This is a genomic window from Pseudovibrio sp. W74 (assembly GCF_001623085.1).
Lineage (GTDB): Bacteria > Pseudomonadota > Alphaproteobacteria > Rhizobiales > Stappiaceae > Pseudovibrio.
Genome location: NZ_LMCJ01000017.1, coordinates 147,596 through 163,406 on the forward strand (window position 1 = coordinate 147,596; position 15,811 = coordinate 163,406).

Consider the following 15,811-nt stretch of genomic DNA (forward strand, 5'->3'; position numbering starts at 1 on the left):
GCAACGGTGCTGTTTTGGATGTTTATTTGCGTATCCTGAACCGAAAACCGGCGCCGGTTTTGGAAGATATGCCCGTTGGAGATGGTGATGCTGAATTTTCTGGAATATATAACCGGGCGGGTGATTGCGATTTTGTTCGCGATGGCTTTACTGGCATTTATCCTCCTCATTATCGGATTTGCCTCTGGCCTGATGCTGGCCGTTATTGCCATCACTATCCCCATTGTGATCCTGAAGATCTTGTTCGGCAAGAACAAGCCCAAGATCACTTATCACTATGAGCGCAAGGATTAAGAGATCGGGAAGTTTTTGACCTCGTTCTCCCCCCAGGTTTCCATTGCCTGAAGGACCGGCTGCAGGGATCTGCCCTTTTCTGAAAGGGAGTATTCCACATGCGGCGGTACAACTTCCATAACTTTACGGTCGACAATTCCATCCTCTTCCAGAGAGCGGAGTTGTGCTGTCAATAAGCGTTGAGAAACACCGGGCAGTCTGCGTTTCAGCTCGTTGAAACGGCAGGGTGCAGGCAGAAGCTCGTATATTATCAATGGCTTCCATTTACCGCTCAAAACAGTCAGGGTACGGCGCACAGGGCAGGTTTCATAGCCGATGAATGCTCTGCTGGCTGTGTCTTTGCTGTCATCACTCATGGTGGGCAGTACCCTTTTATATACTAGCTGCTAAAATAGTGCGTACTAGACGTTCTGCTTCTTTGCTTTCATATGGGGTTTGCCTAATGAAAACAAGGGAAACACACCGATGAACAAAGTGAAGCTTGCTGTAGCTGCTGCAGCTCTTGCCCTTTCAACCGCAGTTGCTGGTGCCACTGAAGCGACTGATCTTCTGAGCAAATTCTATGAGGTTGCGGACAGCCGCCCGTTTGATGCGGATAAACTAGCAGCTTTTTATGCCGATGACATGGTGGACCATAATGGTCGTGAGGGACAAAACGCCAAGCAGTTTGCAGTGGGGACCTATACAGCCCTGGCAGCAGGCGCACCGGACTCCCGCCATGAGCTTGGTATGGTTGAGCCAATCGGTGATGATAAAGTTCTGATCTACTGGCGTTACAAAGGCACCAACACTGATGGGCTGTTTGGTGCTGAAGCTAATGGGAATGCCTTTGATATTGCCGGTTTTGAGGTTTATCGCGTTGAGAACGGCAAGATCCACGAGTTCTGGCATATTGAGGAACTTAGTTCGCTGAGCGCCCAGCTTGCTACGAAGAACTAAGCGACAAGGCCCGGGAAATCCCCCGGGCTTTCTTTTTAAGGAGGCGTCTAAGCGGCTGGGAAAAAGTCTGTTTGCTGGCTTGATCTTGCAGTGATTACCCGTTTTGTTAGGTGCAGCTTTAAGGGCAGTGAGAGATCGTCTGCCTTATTAGATTGTTGATTTAGCTTTTGAATTTGCATTGAGGAATACGTTTGTGAAGCTGCAAGAAGGAACAATAATTCTGCCCGGTGACCGCGCCCTTGCATGGAGTGAATGGGGTGATGCTGAGGGGCTACCCGTGATTGTGTGTCAGGGTGCAGGAATGGCCTCTGCTATTCCGTTTGGAGAGCAAACCGCAAAGGATCTGGGTCTGCGTGTTCTCTCAGTTGATCGTCCGGGATTGGGTAAGTCCGGTGCAGATCCTGAGAAAAACTTTGAAAGCTGGGCAGAGGATATCAAAGAACTACTTGATTTTGTGAAGGCCGATCAGGCGTTTGCGATTGGCTTTTCGCAGGGGGCGCCCTTTGCATTGGCACTGGCAGCTTCTGGTCTTGTTGATGGGGTTGCGATTGTGTCCGGTCAGGATGAGCTGGCTTCCCCCGGTATGTTTGCCAAGCTTCCTGATGAGTTGAAGGGTATGGTTTCTTTGGCTTGCGATGATCCGGACCGCCTTGAGGCTGACATTGCAGGCATGGCGACAGCAGAATGGTTGTGGCAGATGATTGAGGGGATGAGCGGGGAAGAGGACCGCGCGTTTTATGCCTCAGCATCGTTTGCTCCTCTTTATCGTGATGCGCTGGCCTCGGGCTTCGCTCAGGGAGCAGCCGGCTATGCCCGTGATACGCGACTTGCGATGGGGCGCTGGTCATTCAACGTTGAGAACATCAAGCAGGACGTGCAGTTATGGTATGGCCTCAAGGATACGAGCCCGGTGCATTCGCCTGATTTTGGCAGCACCCTTGCCACGCGCCTGAGCTGCTCTGAGCTCCATCAGATTGCAGCGGAGGGGAGTGCGATCCTCTGGACTCAAGCTGATGCTATCCTGAGCAGGCTGGTAAAATGTAAAGGCTAAGCAATAAGCCCGGCCAAGAGTTCTGCTGGGCTTTATGCACTTAGGCTGATCGCTTCTGTAAAGCTGTAGGTTCAGACCGGAATAAATATCTGCCGCACATCAGAGCTTCTGGCCACTGGTGCATCGTCTGTGTGGAGTGTCTGGTATCTATGGGCATCTTCTGAGTAGGCTTTTCCCGCGCCGTGATAACCGGCAACTTCCGGGCTTTCAAAGCCAGCACTCTTGAGTTCATTCGCTAAGGACTGCGCAAAAGGGAAAACTTTGGTCCCGTCGAGTTCTGGATCCTCTGGTGCATCTATGAAGCCAGGTTCGGAGGAAAGTTTCAGTTCTTCCGGGTCAAATGACTCTGGTGCGGTTGCATCTGCGCTGTAACAGCTTTCGACGCGTATATCGATGAAAGATTTATCCAGACCGCCTTTTGAGAGTTGCTCAGCCAGCCCTTTTGAGGAAACTGTTTCATAGCCTTCCTCACTGGCGCTTCGTTTGCTGGAGATTTCGTTAGAGCCGTTAGCGCCGTGGCCGAGTACGTAGATTTTGTTCTCACCGTTTTTCAGCGTGCCCAGAATGCCGGTTTTCTCATTGCTGATAATGTTTGCCTGCTGCAGAACATCTGCTTCAAAGGAATAGTTTTGTGCCAGCTTCAGCATGTCTGTGTAGGCATCTGATGATACAAAATCCAGAAGCTCAAATCCCTCAAGGTTCAGCTCCGAGATGACTGCATTTGCCTTTTCGCGAATGTCACTGGCCTGAGCCTGGTTCTTTTCTACCAGCTGCTGCTTGAGCGTTTCCAGTTTGGTTTTAGCAGCATCATTTGCCACGATAATATGGCGTGGTTCCTTACCAGCCGTGTTGCGGGCTTGATTGGTGCCTGCTGCGAAAAGTAAGACATCCTCAGATGCGAAGGGTGCGTAGTAGAAGCCTGTTTTGTGTTCCGGTTCTGCCTCTAAGGCGGAATCATTCAAGCTTGAGGATTGTGTGCTTTTAGTATTAACTTGCGCGAGGCTTGCGTTGTTTTCAATTTGAATAGTTGTTTGTGTTGTATTTACATTAGATATGGGCATGAGGCCACCGTGTTTATTGAGAATCAATAGTAATTGGTGGTTGTATTGTTGTGATTTAGTTTGGTTGATGGCTGTATTGTTTGATACAGCACGCATAGATTGTTTGTAGGTAGTAATATCTACTGGCTCTGAGTAGGTTCGTCGGCTTTGCGTTGTTGCCTTGAGACAGCACAAAGCCCGGCAGATTGCTCGACCGGGCTTTGTTGTCTCTTAAATTTCAATCGGCTAGTTCAGCTGAGTTGCATCACCCATGGAGAAGAAGAGGGTTTCGCCGTTTGCATCGTCCACGCCATCATTGTCGGTGGAGATGAGGATGCGACCATCTTTGGTGATTGCCAGACCTTCAACCTTGTCCGGTGTCCAGCCGTTGGTTGCGGACATGGCTGGGAGAAGATCGAGAGTAACCTTCTTGGTCAGCACTGGCAGCTCAACGCCATGCGGGGCAGGGGTGACACCTTCCAGAGAGATCACAGTAACCTGCTTGATGGCTGCTTCCTTGCCGCCTTTGTTGTCACGCTCTACGACTGCGAACTTGCCGTTGCCAAGAGATGTGATTTCGGAAAGACCGACCCAGCCACCGGCTGCGCTACGTGGTGCATCCAGCGGGTAGTGCACAAAGCCCCAGCTCTCATCAGCAGGGTTGTAGATGCCGATCTTGGTCATGCCCTTTGGATCGTCGTTCCACTCACGCTGTACAGCAACGGCCACGAGAGTTTTGCCGTTCATCTCAAACTCAGTTACGCCTTCCAGAGAGAAGCGTTTTGCCTGTGCGATGAGGCTCTCTGGTAGTTTGATCTCTTTTTCGATGATGCCATGCGCAGAGGCTTGAAGCAGGAAGTGCTCCATTTCCTTCTTCGCGTTGCCTTCTGATGCCAGCCAGAAGCCGCCGTCTTTGCGCAGGGCAATGCCTTCGAGGTCGTACTTCTTGGCGGTGCCGCCGGTCAGATCCATGTGGCCTGTGATTTCAACGGGCTGTTTGGAAACATCCAGCGTGAAGATGCGGGCGTTGTCGTAGAAGCTGTCTGAGACGGCATAGAGTTTGTTGGCATCGGTTTTGTCTGCGACCATGCCGGAGATCGCGCCCCAGCCGATTGGTGCGTTGGTTTCCGGGTCGATGTTAGAGACCAGCTGCGGGTACTCAGCAGAGGCCGCGCCAAACTCATAAAGACCGACATGGGCGCGGACTTTGTCCTTTACGTTATCCTTCTCGTTAGCAACAATGAAGAGATTGCGGGATGGTATTGCCAGCAGGCCTTCCGGACCAATGTGCGTTGGCAGGAACTGAACGAATTCTGGTTCGGTGCCGGTGTCGCGGTACACTGCTACGAAGTTTCCGCGTTCGGAGTTCACGAAAATCAAGGTCTCGCCGCCGAACTTACCAACGGTTACACCCTCTGGCTCAGTGCCCTTCTTGTGCGCACGCTTGGCCGGGTAATGCCCGTGTGACATGCCCAGATGTTCCATCTGGTTGCCACTGTCAAACTCGATGGTGCCGTCTTTGTTCCAGATGGTGAACCCACGAGACCCGCCTTTGTAATCCCCCTCATTTGCCGTCACAAAGCGATTATTATCAATCCAGGCCACAGCATCCGGTTCACGGGGAATATCTACCTTTGATCCAGACGCATCAGAGGCGCGAGCTTTCTTGACCGGTACGTTTTGTGCTGTCGCGGTACCAGCAGAGAAGTGATTGGTGATCTTGCCGGAAGCGAGGTCAACGATTGCGAGGTGGTTGTTTTCCTGAAGGGTAACAACGGCTTGGTTGTTGCCGTTGATGGAAACAAACTCTGGTTCCGGATCATCTCCGCTTTCAGCTGCAAGGCCTGTCATTTCCACGATACGCACGGCATCGCAGTTTTTCGGCATGCCGTTTTGGTCCAGATCGAAGATGGTGAGGAAACCTGCAGGCATCTGCGGCAGAGCACCATCGTTCAGCTCTTCGTCGCGCTCATTTTCAATGGCGATCGCAAGGAACTTGCCGTCCTTGGACACTGCAACGGAGTCTGGTTGACCTTTGACATCACACTTCGCAACAATCTGTTTTGTTGTGGTGTTGATAACGGCCACATAGCCAGAAGGTGCGATGTAACTCTCAGAAGTGTTGACGCCTGCGAATGTGTAATTGCCTGAGATTGCAACAGAAGTTGGCTCACCGCCCAGAGCTGTGCGCCCTGCTGGCTTTGGCTGTGTTGGGTTGGTTGCATCAAGGAAGACGATTGCTTCCTGAGGGCCATCGGTGAAAGCAAGGGTTTTTCCGTCTTCAGATGCAGCAATGATTTCTGCGACGGTTTCGGATTTGCGGTCTACGCCTTCCGCCAGTGTTTCGTAAACCGGCATGGTCGCGATGCGTTTAAAGAACTTTGCTTCAGATGCATTTGCAGTAGAAAAACCAGCTGCCAACATAGCAACGGAAATGCCGCCCAAGAGTGAAGTGCGAAGAACGCGCATGAAAAATCCCCTGTCAGAATAGTTTTGCGGTTAAGTGCTTTCTGGTTAGGGGCACCGCATGGCAGGCCTATGAATGTTTGTTGAAGCTTTGATGACTAAGGCGTTGCGGGTTCGATGCCGTCGATGGCGTCTATGAAGGGCTTTTTGGGCTTTAGGGCGAAGCCTTTGTCGTGCATCTGGGCGGATTTTATGCGGTCGAGACGGAAGGTGCGGACGGCGCTGCGAAGGTGATCCCAAGCCATAATGTACCAAACCGGGTAACTCAGAAAAAGGTAGTGTGGCTCGATGGTTCGGTGAGAAAGGTTGCCGTTCTGATCGCTGTATTGGATATGGATGCACTTGCTCATCAAGAAGGCTTCGTTGACAGGGCTTATTGCTTCGCTGTCAAATTCTTCAAAAGATCCATAGACATGAAGAGAAGCCGTTTCGCCAATCCAGATGCGGGACTTCAATGTGTCGACACGGGAGCGGAGCTCTGGAGAGAAGGACGCAATCAACTTGCGGCGGATCGGTTTGAGGTTAGCCAGCAGCAGAGGGGAGCGCATGTTTTCTGCGATGGCGAGGCTGATGAGGAGGTCGATCGTTTCCTTGTATTCCAGTTTGAGGCGGCCAACACCCCAGCGGGATTGAAGGCGGATGCCGCCTCCGCGACCTTTATCTGCCTCAATGGGCAAGCCACGCTCGCGGAGCAGTTCCAGATCCCGGAACAAAGTTCTTTGGGAAATGCCGAGCTCATTTGCCAGATCATGCGTTGTGGGACACTCACCAGATTTGAGCAGTGCTTCTATCTGCTCAAGCCTATCAAGGCGTTTTAGGGCTGTCGCTCTGGTTGCTCGGCTTGTTTCATTGCTCATCAAAGAAATGTGTCATTAAATGACATATATGTCCATACAAACAGGTCATCCGAATATTGAAGGAAAATAATGATGACCAACCAAGTGATTGAGTTTGCACCCTTTCATCTTGCTGAGGGCAAGAGTGAAAGTGATCTTGTTGCTGCTTCTGAGCGGTTTCAGGCGGAGTTTTTGAATGAGCATAAAGGGTTTGTTCGCCGTTCATTGGTGAAGCATGAAGATGGTGCTTATGCTGATATTGTTGTTTGGGCGGATAGCAGTGCAAGTGAAAAGGCTTTTGCCGCCGCTGGTCAACATGAGGCCGGACAGGCGTATTTTTCTTTGATTGATATGAGCCGTGAGCATCAGCCGCGCAAAGCTGGTGCAATGGAATTCTTTAGTGTGGTGGGTACTTATGGCTGAGCCTTTTAAAGAGGTTTTCAATCAAGCATCTATTGAACGGATGGCCTCTGCTTTGGCAGGGGTTCATCCCTCATTTCTTGCTTCTGGTTTCACAGCTGAAGCGCTGGATGGTTTGAGTGAACTGGAGCTGAAAGAGCGTTCGCTCCATCTGGCGCGTTGCTTGCGCCGTTATCTCCCTGAGGATTATAGCGAAGCGCTGCGGATTATGATGGCGACGCTCTCGGCTCCGTTGGCTATGGAGGATGAGCCAGTCTGGGAGAATGATGGAAGCGGGCTTTCTGGCTTCGTAACAATGCCATTTTCCGATTACGTGCTGCTTTATGGCCTGGAGAAGTTTGAGCTTTCCATGGCTGCTATGAAAGAGATGACGCGTCGCTTTTCAGCTGAGTTTGCTATTCGTCCGTTTATTGAACGCTATGAAGAGGAGGCAATGACGCTTCTTGCTGAGTGGGCTGAGGATGAATGTGCGCATGTGCGGCGGCTTGTTTCTGAAGGAACACGACCAAGGTTGCCATGGGGACAGCGATTGAAGGGCTTTATTGAGGCTCCTGATAAGTGCCTGCCATTGTTAGAGAAGCTTAAAGATGATGAGACTGAGTATGTGCGCCGGTCTGTTGCCAATCATCTGAATGACATTTCCAAGGATCACCCTGATTTAACTGCGGAGGTTTGTGGGCGCTGGCTCGAGCAACCAACCGAGCGTAGATTGCGGTTGGTGCGGCATGCGTTGCGGAGCAATGTGAAGGCGGCCCATCTGCCGAGCCTCGCCGTGCTTGGATATGATGCAGAACATACGCGTGTGGTGCGCAGTGTGTTGGATACTGATCGGGTGGTTTATGGATCAGGACTGACCTTTTCTGCGGAGATAAGCAATGCCTCTGAGAAGGCAGTTCCGTTTATGCTGGACTTTGTCATCTACCATCGCAAAGCGAACGGGACACAGGCCCCAAAGGTGTTCAAGTGGCGGAGAGGCGAGTTGAGCGCTGGGCAGACGCTGCGTGTTTCAGGCAAACACAGTATTCGGCCAATCACAACACGTCGATATTATGAGGGAGAACATCGGCTGGCAGTGTTGCTGAACGGAGTTGAAACGCCGATTGGGTCCTTTGAATTGGTTGGTGTTGAAGAGGTGGTTGCTTAACTGCCGAATGAGCAGGTCTTGACACCGCGCAACAATAGATTATCTAAAATGACAATCTATTGTTTGTGTGTTGAGGGCATCATGCGTTTAGAAGGACATCTTGGACTTTCTACCCTTGTGAAGACATTTCCTTATCGGATTTGTCTTACATGGGCAGGTGTTCTTGCAGAGAATTTTTTGATGGCATTGATCCCGTTGCTCATCGGATTTGCCATTGATGACCTGCTTCAAGGGATGTTCGACAATGTCATTGTAATGGGTGGTGTTCTTGTTGGGCTGACGGTGATCGCGGTTGCGCGCCGGATTTATGATACCCGCGCCTATGGCACAATCCGGCTCCATTTAGGGGCGGAACTGGATCAGAGGCATCAGAATAAGCCGGTTTCGAAACGAGCAGCGCGTCTGAACATGAGCAGAGAGCTGGTGGACTATCTGGAAGGGGAAGTACCTGAAGTACTTTCAGCTGTTATCCAGATTATTGTCGCTCTGGTGGTGCTTGCTGGCTTCCATTTGTGGCTGCCAGCGTCGGCGTTTACTGTCGTCGTTCTGATGCTGCTTACTTACTCCGCGTTTAACAGCCGGTTTTATTTACTCAATTCCGCCCTGAATGCAGAGACCGAGAACCAGGTACATGTGCTTGAGAGAGGAAGTCGGCGTGGTGTCTGGAGACATCTGCGTGCGCTAAGGATGCATGAAGTTCGTCTTTCTGACACGGAGGCCATTGTTTATGGCGTGATTTTCCTGTTTCAGATTGCGTTTATTGTGATCAATCTGATCCTGGCGGCTGGGCTACCCGACATGAGTACAGGCATGATCTTTTCTATCGTGGCTTACTCGTGGGAGTTCGTGGAGGCGGCCATCATGCTGCCTATGACGATGCAAAGCCTGACACGCCTGAATGAGATTACTACGCGAATAAATAATGTAGAAGAAGAGTAAGCTGGGGCAAGAAGAGCTGGCGCGATGACCAGCCCTTACAATCGCGTGATCAGATCAGCGATGGTTTGACAGGCGCGGACGTGCGCCATTTGCTATTTTGCGCAGGCCTTTGAAGTCCAGAACGGCAATCTTGTGCTTGCCGATGAGCTTTACAGCGCCTTCCTTCTCCAAGCTCTTCAGAACACGGCTTACAGTCTCAGCGCGCAGGCCAAGATAATCCGCAATGGATTGCCTGGAGATTGGCAGAGTGAACTCTTCCACAAAGCGTGGAATGCTCATGCGGTTGCGTAGCTCAAAGATAAAGGAGGCCATGCGCTCTGTTGGGGTTTTTTTGCCCAGATCAGAGGAATGGTCGAACTGTTGGTGCATGATATCCGTCGCGCGGCGCCAGTAGATGCGGCGTAGGTTGGAGTCCAGCAACAACAACTCCTCGAAGACATTGCGTGGAACCAGCTTCACTAAAGTTGGTGCAAGTGCGACCACTTCACCAGATGCGTGACGGTCTGCACGGTTCATGTCCAGATACTCACCCGGGAAGCGAAGCGTGAGTAGGGAGCGGCGTCCGTCACTTAAGTGGCTCTCAACAGCGATCACACCATTGAGAACTGCGAAAACAACAGGTTCCGGAAAGTCTTCTGGCGCTAGTTGATCACCTTCGTTCAGCTCGATGGTTCTGGCGGCACGTAATTCTGCTTTTTCGAAATGATGATGCATCGGGCGACAGAGGCATTCCTCGCCCTTAAAACCGCAGGATTCCTGAACACATTCAAACGAAAGATGGTCAGGTGATGACGCTATCTTTGGAGGGGTTGTCCCCGACATGCGTTAAGCTCCCCGCTTATTACGTGATTTGGCGTAAAGTCCCCTGTAGTCAAGGACATTGATATAAATCAATATTCTAAGGATTACTTTTATTCAACATTTTGTTACCGGATGAGCGTGAAAAAATATCATTCTTTAGAACTCCTAAATCCAACTACTGATTGCAATCAATGAAAACAGTTCAGCTCCATGCAGAAATACTGCGTATTCGGGGATCGATGCTGCCTGACAACGAATCTTGTTAGTATCATCCCAGCCAAACTGGGGGTAACAATGCGCCTTCTCGTCAGTATGTCGATTGCTTTGATGACAAGCACTGCGGCATTCGCAACAGATTTAGGGCCTGTTGCAAAGATAGAGCAGAAACCTGCTCTTGTAGAACTGGGAAAACGCTTATTTTATGATAGCCGTTTGTCTGGTGACACCAACCTTAGCTGTTCAACATGTCATGATCCAGCTAAGGGGTTCACAGACGGCGAAAAGCTTTCTACTGCATATACAGGTACAGAAGGTTTCCGTAATACGCCAACACTGGCGAATGTCGGACACCGGGCAGCCTGGATGCATGATGGCCGTTTAGGTACAAACCTGAACGATGTCTCTCGTGGTATGATCACAGAGACCTACATCATGAACATGGATATGCGCATCATGCAGGAACGCATGAAGCAAGATCCTGTTTACGTTGAAATGTTTAAAGCTGCGGGTAAGGGTGAACCATCTAACGGTGGTGCTCGCGGTGCTTTAGAAGCATTCCTTAAATCCATTACATCTCAAGGTTCCGCGTTTGACCGTGGTGAGCTGACCGTTTCTGAACGACGCGGTTATGAACTCTTTATGGGCAAAGCAGGGTGTTCTTCCTGTCACACCGGCAACCGCTTCACAGATGATCAGCCACACAATATCGGTGTTCCTAACAACCCTGATATCTGGTCTGATCCACTGCGTCACATCACCTATGTGACTTACGCGAAGTTCATGGGCGTTAACAACTACATGAACCTGCGTGAAGATCAGGGTGCATTCATCCGGGATCATAAAGAAGAGAACAAGCGTTCCTTCCTGACCCCAACTCTTCGTGAGCTGACATACACTGCGCCTTACATGCACAACGGCATGTTGGCGACACTTGAAGACGTTGTAGAATTCTACAACCAGGGTGGCGGTGATGATGTCAACAAAGACTCACGTCTGAAGCCTCTCAATCTGAAGAACAGCGAAAAGGCCAATCTGGTCGCGTTCCTGAAGACCTTGTCTGGCGACAGCTTCGATACTCCTGAATATGTTTGGACAGCCGACGACTACTCTTACGAGTTGATCGAAGACTGGAAAAACAAGAAGAACTAGGGGGCTGCTAAAATGACAACATTCAAAAAAACCATTAGTGTGATTGCACTTGCTGGTGTTTCCATTGTTGCAGTTGCAGCTGGTGTTCAAGCGGCTGAAAAACGCCCGGCAGAACTGGCTCCTTTGGGTGAGCCTCCTTCTCCACCAGATAACCCAATGACACCTGAAAAGGTTGAGCTGGGCAAGCTCCTGTTCTTCGATCCACGTCTGTCCGGTAACGGTGCGATGCCATGTTCGGCATGTCATTTACCAGAGCTTGGCTGGGATTTCCCTGACAAGATCTCTCTGGGCTATCCGGGTACAGTTCACTGGCGTAACTCACCAACGATCGTGAACACTGCATACTACGGTAACTTGTTCTGGACTGGTGTTTCCAAGTCTTTGGAAGCAGAAGCTCGTACAGCTGCTCGTGGTGGTGTTGCCGGTAACGGTGAAGACGACATGATGGAAGCGCGCCTTGCGTTTATTCCTGAGTATCGTGAGCGCTTCAACGATGTGTTCGGTACTGAATACCCTCTGATGCGTGACGCTTATATGGCGATTGCTGCATTTGAGCGGTCAATCGTTCAGCGTGATACTCCGTTTGATCTGTACATGCTTGGTGATGATGATGCTCTGAGTGATCAGCAGAAGCGCGGTATGGAACTGTTCACCGGTAAGGCTGGTTGTTCTACCTGTCATGATGGTGCTCTGATCTCCAACCAGAAGTACTACAATCTCGGCGTTCCAGCTTATGACGGTTGGGAAGACGATGAACTTGCGCAAATCACCTTCCGCTTCGAGCTTTTTGCAAAAGGCTCCACGGAAGAGAAATACCGCAAGTGGAAGGACGATCCGGGCCTTTACTTCGTGACCAAGCAGAATGCTGACCTCGGCAAGTTCCGTGTGCCTTCTCTGCGTTACACCAAGTACACCGCTCCTTACATGCACAACGGCATGTTGGAAACTCTGGAAGACGTCGTAGAATTCTACAACCAGGGCGGTGGCACTAACGACTGGGCTGCAACGAAAACCGACCTGATTAAGCCTCTCGGTCTGACCGACAAAGAGAAAGCTGATCTGGTGGCCTTCGTAGAAAGCTTCACTGGCGAGCGTCTTCTCATGGAAACACCTGATCTTCCTGAGTATGAACCGCTTCCGGCTGTAACGAATTAAGAGGAGATGGAGATGACACATCAACCTAAGTCCGTCTCTCCTGAGATGATTGAGGTCGTGAACGGCCCTGAGGAAATTGCAAAAACTGGCAAGCGTTGTGTGATGACACGCCGTCAGTTCCTGCTGACTTCCGGTATTTCTACCTTCACCGTTATGGTGGCTCTCAAATCTGGTCCTTCCTCTGCGAAGGTGCCTGCGATGGTCTCCACTTATGAGCGCAAGTTCATTTGTAAGCTTTCTGAGCTGAAAGAAGACGAACCGCTCGACTTTAACTATCCGGACGAAGGCGCTTATTGCGAGTCCATGATTGTTAAGTTGGGCAAGGAAGCTGGTGGCGGTATTGGCTCTGACAAGGACATTGTAGCGTTTAACTATACCTGTACTCACCAGGGTGGTCCGCTGCAGGGTACCTATCAGAAAGGTGATAAGGCTCTGGGTCCATGCCCATTGCATCTGACCACCTTTGACCTAACCCGTCACGGTATCTTCATCTCCGGCCAGGCTTACCAGAGCTTGCCTCAGGTTCTTCTCGAGCTGGACGGCGACGATGTTTACGCTGTTGGTATGTTCGGGCTGATCTATGGCCGCTACGACAATCTCAAAGGGTGAGGAGTAAATCATGTCAACTCCCTACTACATTCCTGGAACAAACATTCCGCTGCCTCCGGTAGATGCTGATGTTCTTTCCACTGCTTGTGATTATTGCATCGTAGCGTGTGGTTATAAGATCTATCGCTGGCCTGTTAAGGCTGGAAAAGTAGGTGGTGAAAAAGCCGCTGAAAACGCCTTTGGCGTCGACTTCCCAGTTGATCCGCTGGGCCCATGGGTTGCTCCAAACCAGTACAACGTTGTGCTGCACAAGGGCGAACCTCACCATGTGATCATCATTCCGGATAAAGATACCAAGCATGTAAACATCAATGGTAACTCTTCTATCCGTGGTGGTGCGCTGGCGAAGAAGGTTTACAACCCTCAGACCCCAACTCGCGATCGTCTGAAGTCACCTATGATCCGCATGTTCGGCACGTTGATGCCGGTCACCTGGGATCTGGCTCTGGAAATTGCTGCGGAAGTTGGTAAGCACGTTATCAAGAAGCACGGCGAGAACGCTTTCTGCGTGAAAACATTCTCCTACGGCTACATGGAAAACACCTACGCGATTTCCAAGTATGCTCTGCGCTCTGTTAGCACTGCGAACTTCACATTCCACGACACTCCATCTGATGTGACGTCCACTCCGGGCTTCCGTGATGCTGGTTTCGACAACTTTGGTCCTTCTTATCAGGACTGGAAAGATGCCGAGACTCTGATGATCTGCGGTACCGATCCATACGAGTCCAAGACCATTTTGTTCACTGACTGGATTATGCCAGCCATCCAGAACGGTCAGAAGACAATCTTCATGATCCCACGTCGTACTGCTGGTGTGGCTTATGCGGAGAAGAATGGTGGTTTGTGGCTCGACATCCAGCCAGGTACTGACCTTCTCGTTGTGAACGCGATTGCTCGTGTGATCATCGAAAATGGTTGGCAGGACGCTGAATGGATCCGCGATTGGGTCAACAACAAGTGGGAGAGCTCCTCAGGCTTCGGTCAGGGTACTCGTAACACTCCATGGCAGTGGCGTACGACCTGGGGCAAATTCCAGACCAAGGGCTACGACGACTTCGTTAAGTGGCTGATGGCTCAGGATGAGTTTGAACCAACAGCTGCTGCTGAAACCGCTCAGATCGATGTAGAGAAAATCTACAAGGCTGCTGAGTGGATGGCTAAGCCTCGTGATGATGGATCCCGTCCTAAGACCTCCATCATGATCGAGAAAGGCTTCTACTGGTCCAACAACACCGGTAACACCAATGCGATTTCGTCTCTTGGTATTATCACGGGTTGTGGCGGTCGTCCGGGGCAGGTCATTGGCCGTGCTGGTGGTCACCAGCGTGGTGGCTTGAAGGGTGGGTCTTACCCACGCAACAAGTCTCCTGAGAAACTGCCAGGCCGTCGTCGCCGCGCTATGGATACCGACCGGTATCTGATGAGTGGTCACACCCGCTTTGCTCACGTGATTGGCAACACCTGGATTCAGTCCATGTGTGGTTCCCAGTCTCTTGCTGCAAAGTTTGAGGAACTGACCGTTCAGAACCCAAATCAGGTGCGCTCTTACGACAAGCAGACCATCATCGACACACTCAAGAAGCGTGTAGATAGCGGTGGTATGGTTGTTGTGAACCAGGATATCTACCTCGTAGATCCAATTGGTGCACGTTTCGCAGATATCGTCTTCCCAGCTGCTGGTTGGGGTGAAGACACATTTACCCGTGCAAACGGTGAGCGTCGTCTGCGTCTGTATCCAAAATTCTACGATGCACCGGGTGAAGCGAAACCTGACTGGTGGATTGTTGCGAACCTCGCGAAGAAAATGGGCTTCAAAGGGTACGATTGGAAAGACTCCAACGAAGTGCTTGAAGAAGCAGCCCGCTTCTCCCGTGGCAGCCGTAAAGACTTCTTTATGCTGAAGGTTGCTGCTCAGAAGGAAGGCAAGACTCTTCACGAGAAGTTTGCTGAGTTCGGTACTGACGGTATTCAGGGCCCAGTTGTGATGCTTGAAGACGGAACCCTGCAGGGTACCCAGCGCTTGCATGACACGACCCGTGAACTGTCAGCGACTGGTCCAACCGGTTCCAACCGCTACAACAAGAAGCTCACTCACTTCAACTCTCAGACTGGTAAGTGTAACATCCAGAAGAGCCCATGGAGCCTGTTCTCCGACTACTGGGCATGGATGAAGCCGAAGGATGATGAGCTTTGGGTGACTTCCGGTCGTATCAACGAGCGTTGGCAGTCTGGTTATGATGATCGCCGTCGTCCTTACATCGTGCAGCGCTGGCCTGAAAACTGGGTTGAAATCCACCCAGATGATGCGAAAGAGCGCGGTATCGAGAACGGTGACTATGTGATGCTCTTCTCTGACCGTATTCCGGTTCAGACAGACACCACAGTGGGCATTGAAGGCGATGACTTCACCTTTACCAAACTGATGGATGAAGGCCATATCGAGCTGACTGAAGGCGCTATTACTGCGGTAGCTATTGTTACCCCAGCGCTGAAGAAGGGCATGCTTTACATGGACTTCCTGCACACTGCACAGCCAGCGAACGCTCTGTCTGGCCGCGTGGTGGACTGGATCAGCGGTAACTACAACTACAAGATGGGTGTTGGTCGTATCAAAAAGATCGGCACAAGCCCATATAAGGATAGTTTCCGGTCTATGTCTTTCGCACGTCGCGATATTGCATAAGAAATCAAGAGCTGGCGGGGCTATCCCGCCAGTTCTTTTTCCGCTTGTGCCAAGGGGCTCGCG

Annotated in this window: 15 protein-coding genes; 10 read left to right on the forward strand and 5 right to left on the reverse strand. The window is 51.0% G+C overall.

Annotated features, from left to right (window positions below; all coding sequences use genetic code 11):
• The first annotated feature begins 87 nt into the window (after positions 1-87).
• A complete protein-coding gene (locus PsW74_RS12005; RefSeq protein WP_152986835.1) occupies positions 88-294 on the forward strand; it encodes a hypothetical protein in 207 nt (68 codons plus the stop codon).
• Here PsW74_RS12005 and PsW74_RS12010 read toward each other — a convergent pair.
• Positions 291-650, reverse strand: coding sequence for a helix-turn-helix domain-containing protein (locus PsW74_RS12010; protein ID WP_063290496.1), 360 nt, complete (start codon positions 648-650; stop codon positions 291-293). The genes PsW74_RS12005 and PsW74_RS12010 overlap by 4 nt on opposite strands.
• Before the next feature lie 109 nt (positions 651-759).
• On the opposite strand from PsW74_RS12010, the gene PsW74_RS12015 reads away from it, so the two are divergent.
• The gene (locus tag PsW74_RS12015) at positions 760-1,233 is read left to right on the forward strand and encodes an ester cyclase (RefSeq protein ID WP_063290495.1); all 474 of its coding nucleotides are present in this window, start codon (positions 760-762) and stop codon (positions 1,231-1,233) included.
• 193 nt (positions 1,234-1,426) lie between these two features.
• A complete protein-coding gene (locus PsW74_RS12020; RefSeq protein WP_063290494.1) occupies positions 1,427-2,284 on the forward strand; it encodes an alpha/beta hydrolase in 858 nt (285 codons plus the stop codon).
• Between the two features lie 71 nt (positions 2,285-2,355).
• Here PsW74_RS12020 and PsW74_RS12025 read toward each other — a convergent pair whose 3' ends face one another.
• The 3 genes from PsW74_RS12025 to PsW74_RS12035 form a co-directional block, all read right to left on the reverse strand.
• The gene (locus PsW74_RS12025; protein ID WP_208987951.1) at positions 2,356-3,345 is read right to left on the reverse strand and encodes a hypothetical protein; all 990 of its coding nucleotides are present in this window, start codon (positions 3,343-3,345) and stop codon (positions 2,356-2,358) included.
• 225 nt (positions 3,346-3,570) lie between these two features.
• Entirely contained in the window at positions 3,571-5,793 is a 2,223-nt protein-coding gene (locus PsW74_RS12030; protein ID WP_063290492.1) for an esterase-like activity of phytase family protein, read from the reverse strand.
• 95 nt (positions 5,794-5,888) lie between these two features.
• Entirely contained in the window at positions 5,889-6,647 is a 759-nt protein-coding gene (locus PsW74_RS12035; RefSeq protein ID WP_063290491.1) for a WYL domain-containing protein, read from the reverse strand.
• A gap of 69 nt (positions 6,648-6,716) precedes the next feature.
• On the opposite strand from PsW74_RS12035, the gene PsW74_RS12040 reads away from it, so the two are divergent.
• From PsW74_RS12040 to PsW74_RS12050, 3 genes are all read left to right on the forward strand, one after another.
• Positions 6,717-7,049: a hypothetical protein gene (locus PsW74_RS12040; protein ID WP_063290490.1), complete on the forward strand. Its 333-nt coding sequence runs from the start codon at positions 6,717-6,719 to the stop codon at positions 7,047-7,049.
• Entirely contained in the window at positions 7,042-8,190 is a 1,149-nt protein-coding gene (locus PsW74_RS12045; protein WP_063290489.1) for a DNA alkylation repair protein, read from the forward strand. The genes PsW74_RS12040 and PsW74_RS12045 overlap by 8 nt, the downstream gene beginning before the upstream one ends.
• A gap of 81 nt (positions 8,191-8,271) precedes the next feature.
• A complete protein-coding gene (locus tag PsW74_RS12050; RefSeq protein WP_063290488.1) occupies positions 8,272-9,129 on the forward strand; it encodes an ABC transporter six-transmembrane domain-containing protein in 858 nt (285 codons plus the stop codon).
• Positions 9,130-9,183: 54 nt separating this feature from the next.
• Here the strand turns inward: PsW74_RS12050 and PsW74_RS12055 are convergent, their stop codons facing one another.
• Positions 9,184-9,951, reverse strand: coding sequence for a helix-turn-helix domain-containing protein (locus PsW74_RS12055; RefSeq protein ID WP_208980871.1), 768 nt, complete (start codon positions 9,949-9,951; stop codon positions 9,184-9,186).
• Positions 9,952-10,224: 273 nt separating this feature from the next.
• On the opposite strand from PsW74_RS12055, the gene PsW74_RS12060 reads away from it, so the two are divergent.
• Genes PsW74_RS12060 through PsW74_RS12075 form a run of 4 tightly spaced genes read left to right on the forward strand, consistent with a single transcriptional unit; the run spans position 10,225 to position 15,748 of the window.
• A complete protein-coding gene (locus tag PsW74_RS12060; RefSeq protein WP_063290486.1) occupies positions 10,225-11,298 on the forward strand; it encodes a cytochrome c peroxidase in 1,074 nt (357 codons plus the stop codon).
• 12 nt (positions 11,299-11,310) lie between these two features.
• Complete coding sequence (locus PsW74_RS12065; RefSeq protein WP_063290485.1) at positions 11,311-12,453, forward strand: cytochrome c peroxidase; 1,143 nt, start codon at positions 11,311-11,313, stop codon at positions 12,451-12,453.
• Between the two features lie 12 nt (positions 12,454-12,465).
• Positions 12,466-13,062 (forward strand): arsenate reductase (azurin) small subunit, encoded by a 597-nt coding sequence (locus PsW74_RS12070; protein WP_193757822.1) that lies wholly within the window; start codon positions 12,466-12,468, stop codon positions 13,060-13,062.
• A gap of 10 nt (positions 13,063-13,072) precedes the next feature.
• Positions 13,073-15,748, forward strand: a complete 2,676-nt coding sequence (locus tag PsW74_RS12075; protein ID WP_063290484.1) for an arsenate reductase (azurin) large subunit — start codon at positions 13,073-13,075, stop codon at positions 15,746-15,748.
• The last annotated feature ends 63 nt before the right edge of the window (positions 15,749-15,811 follow it).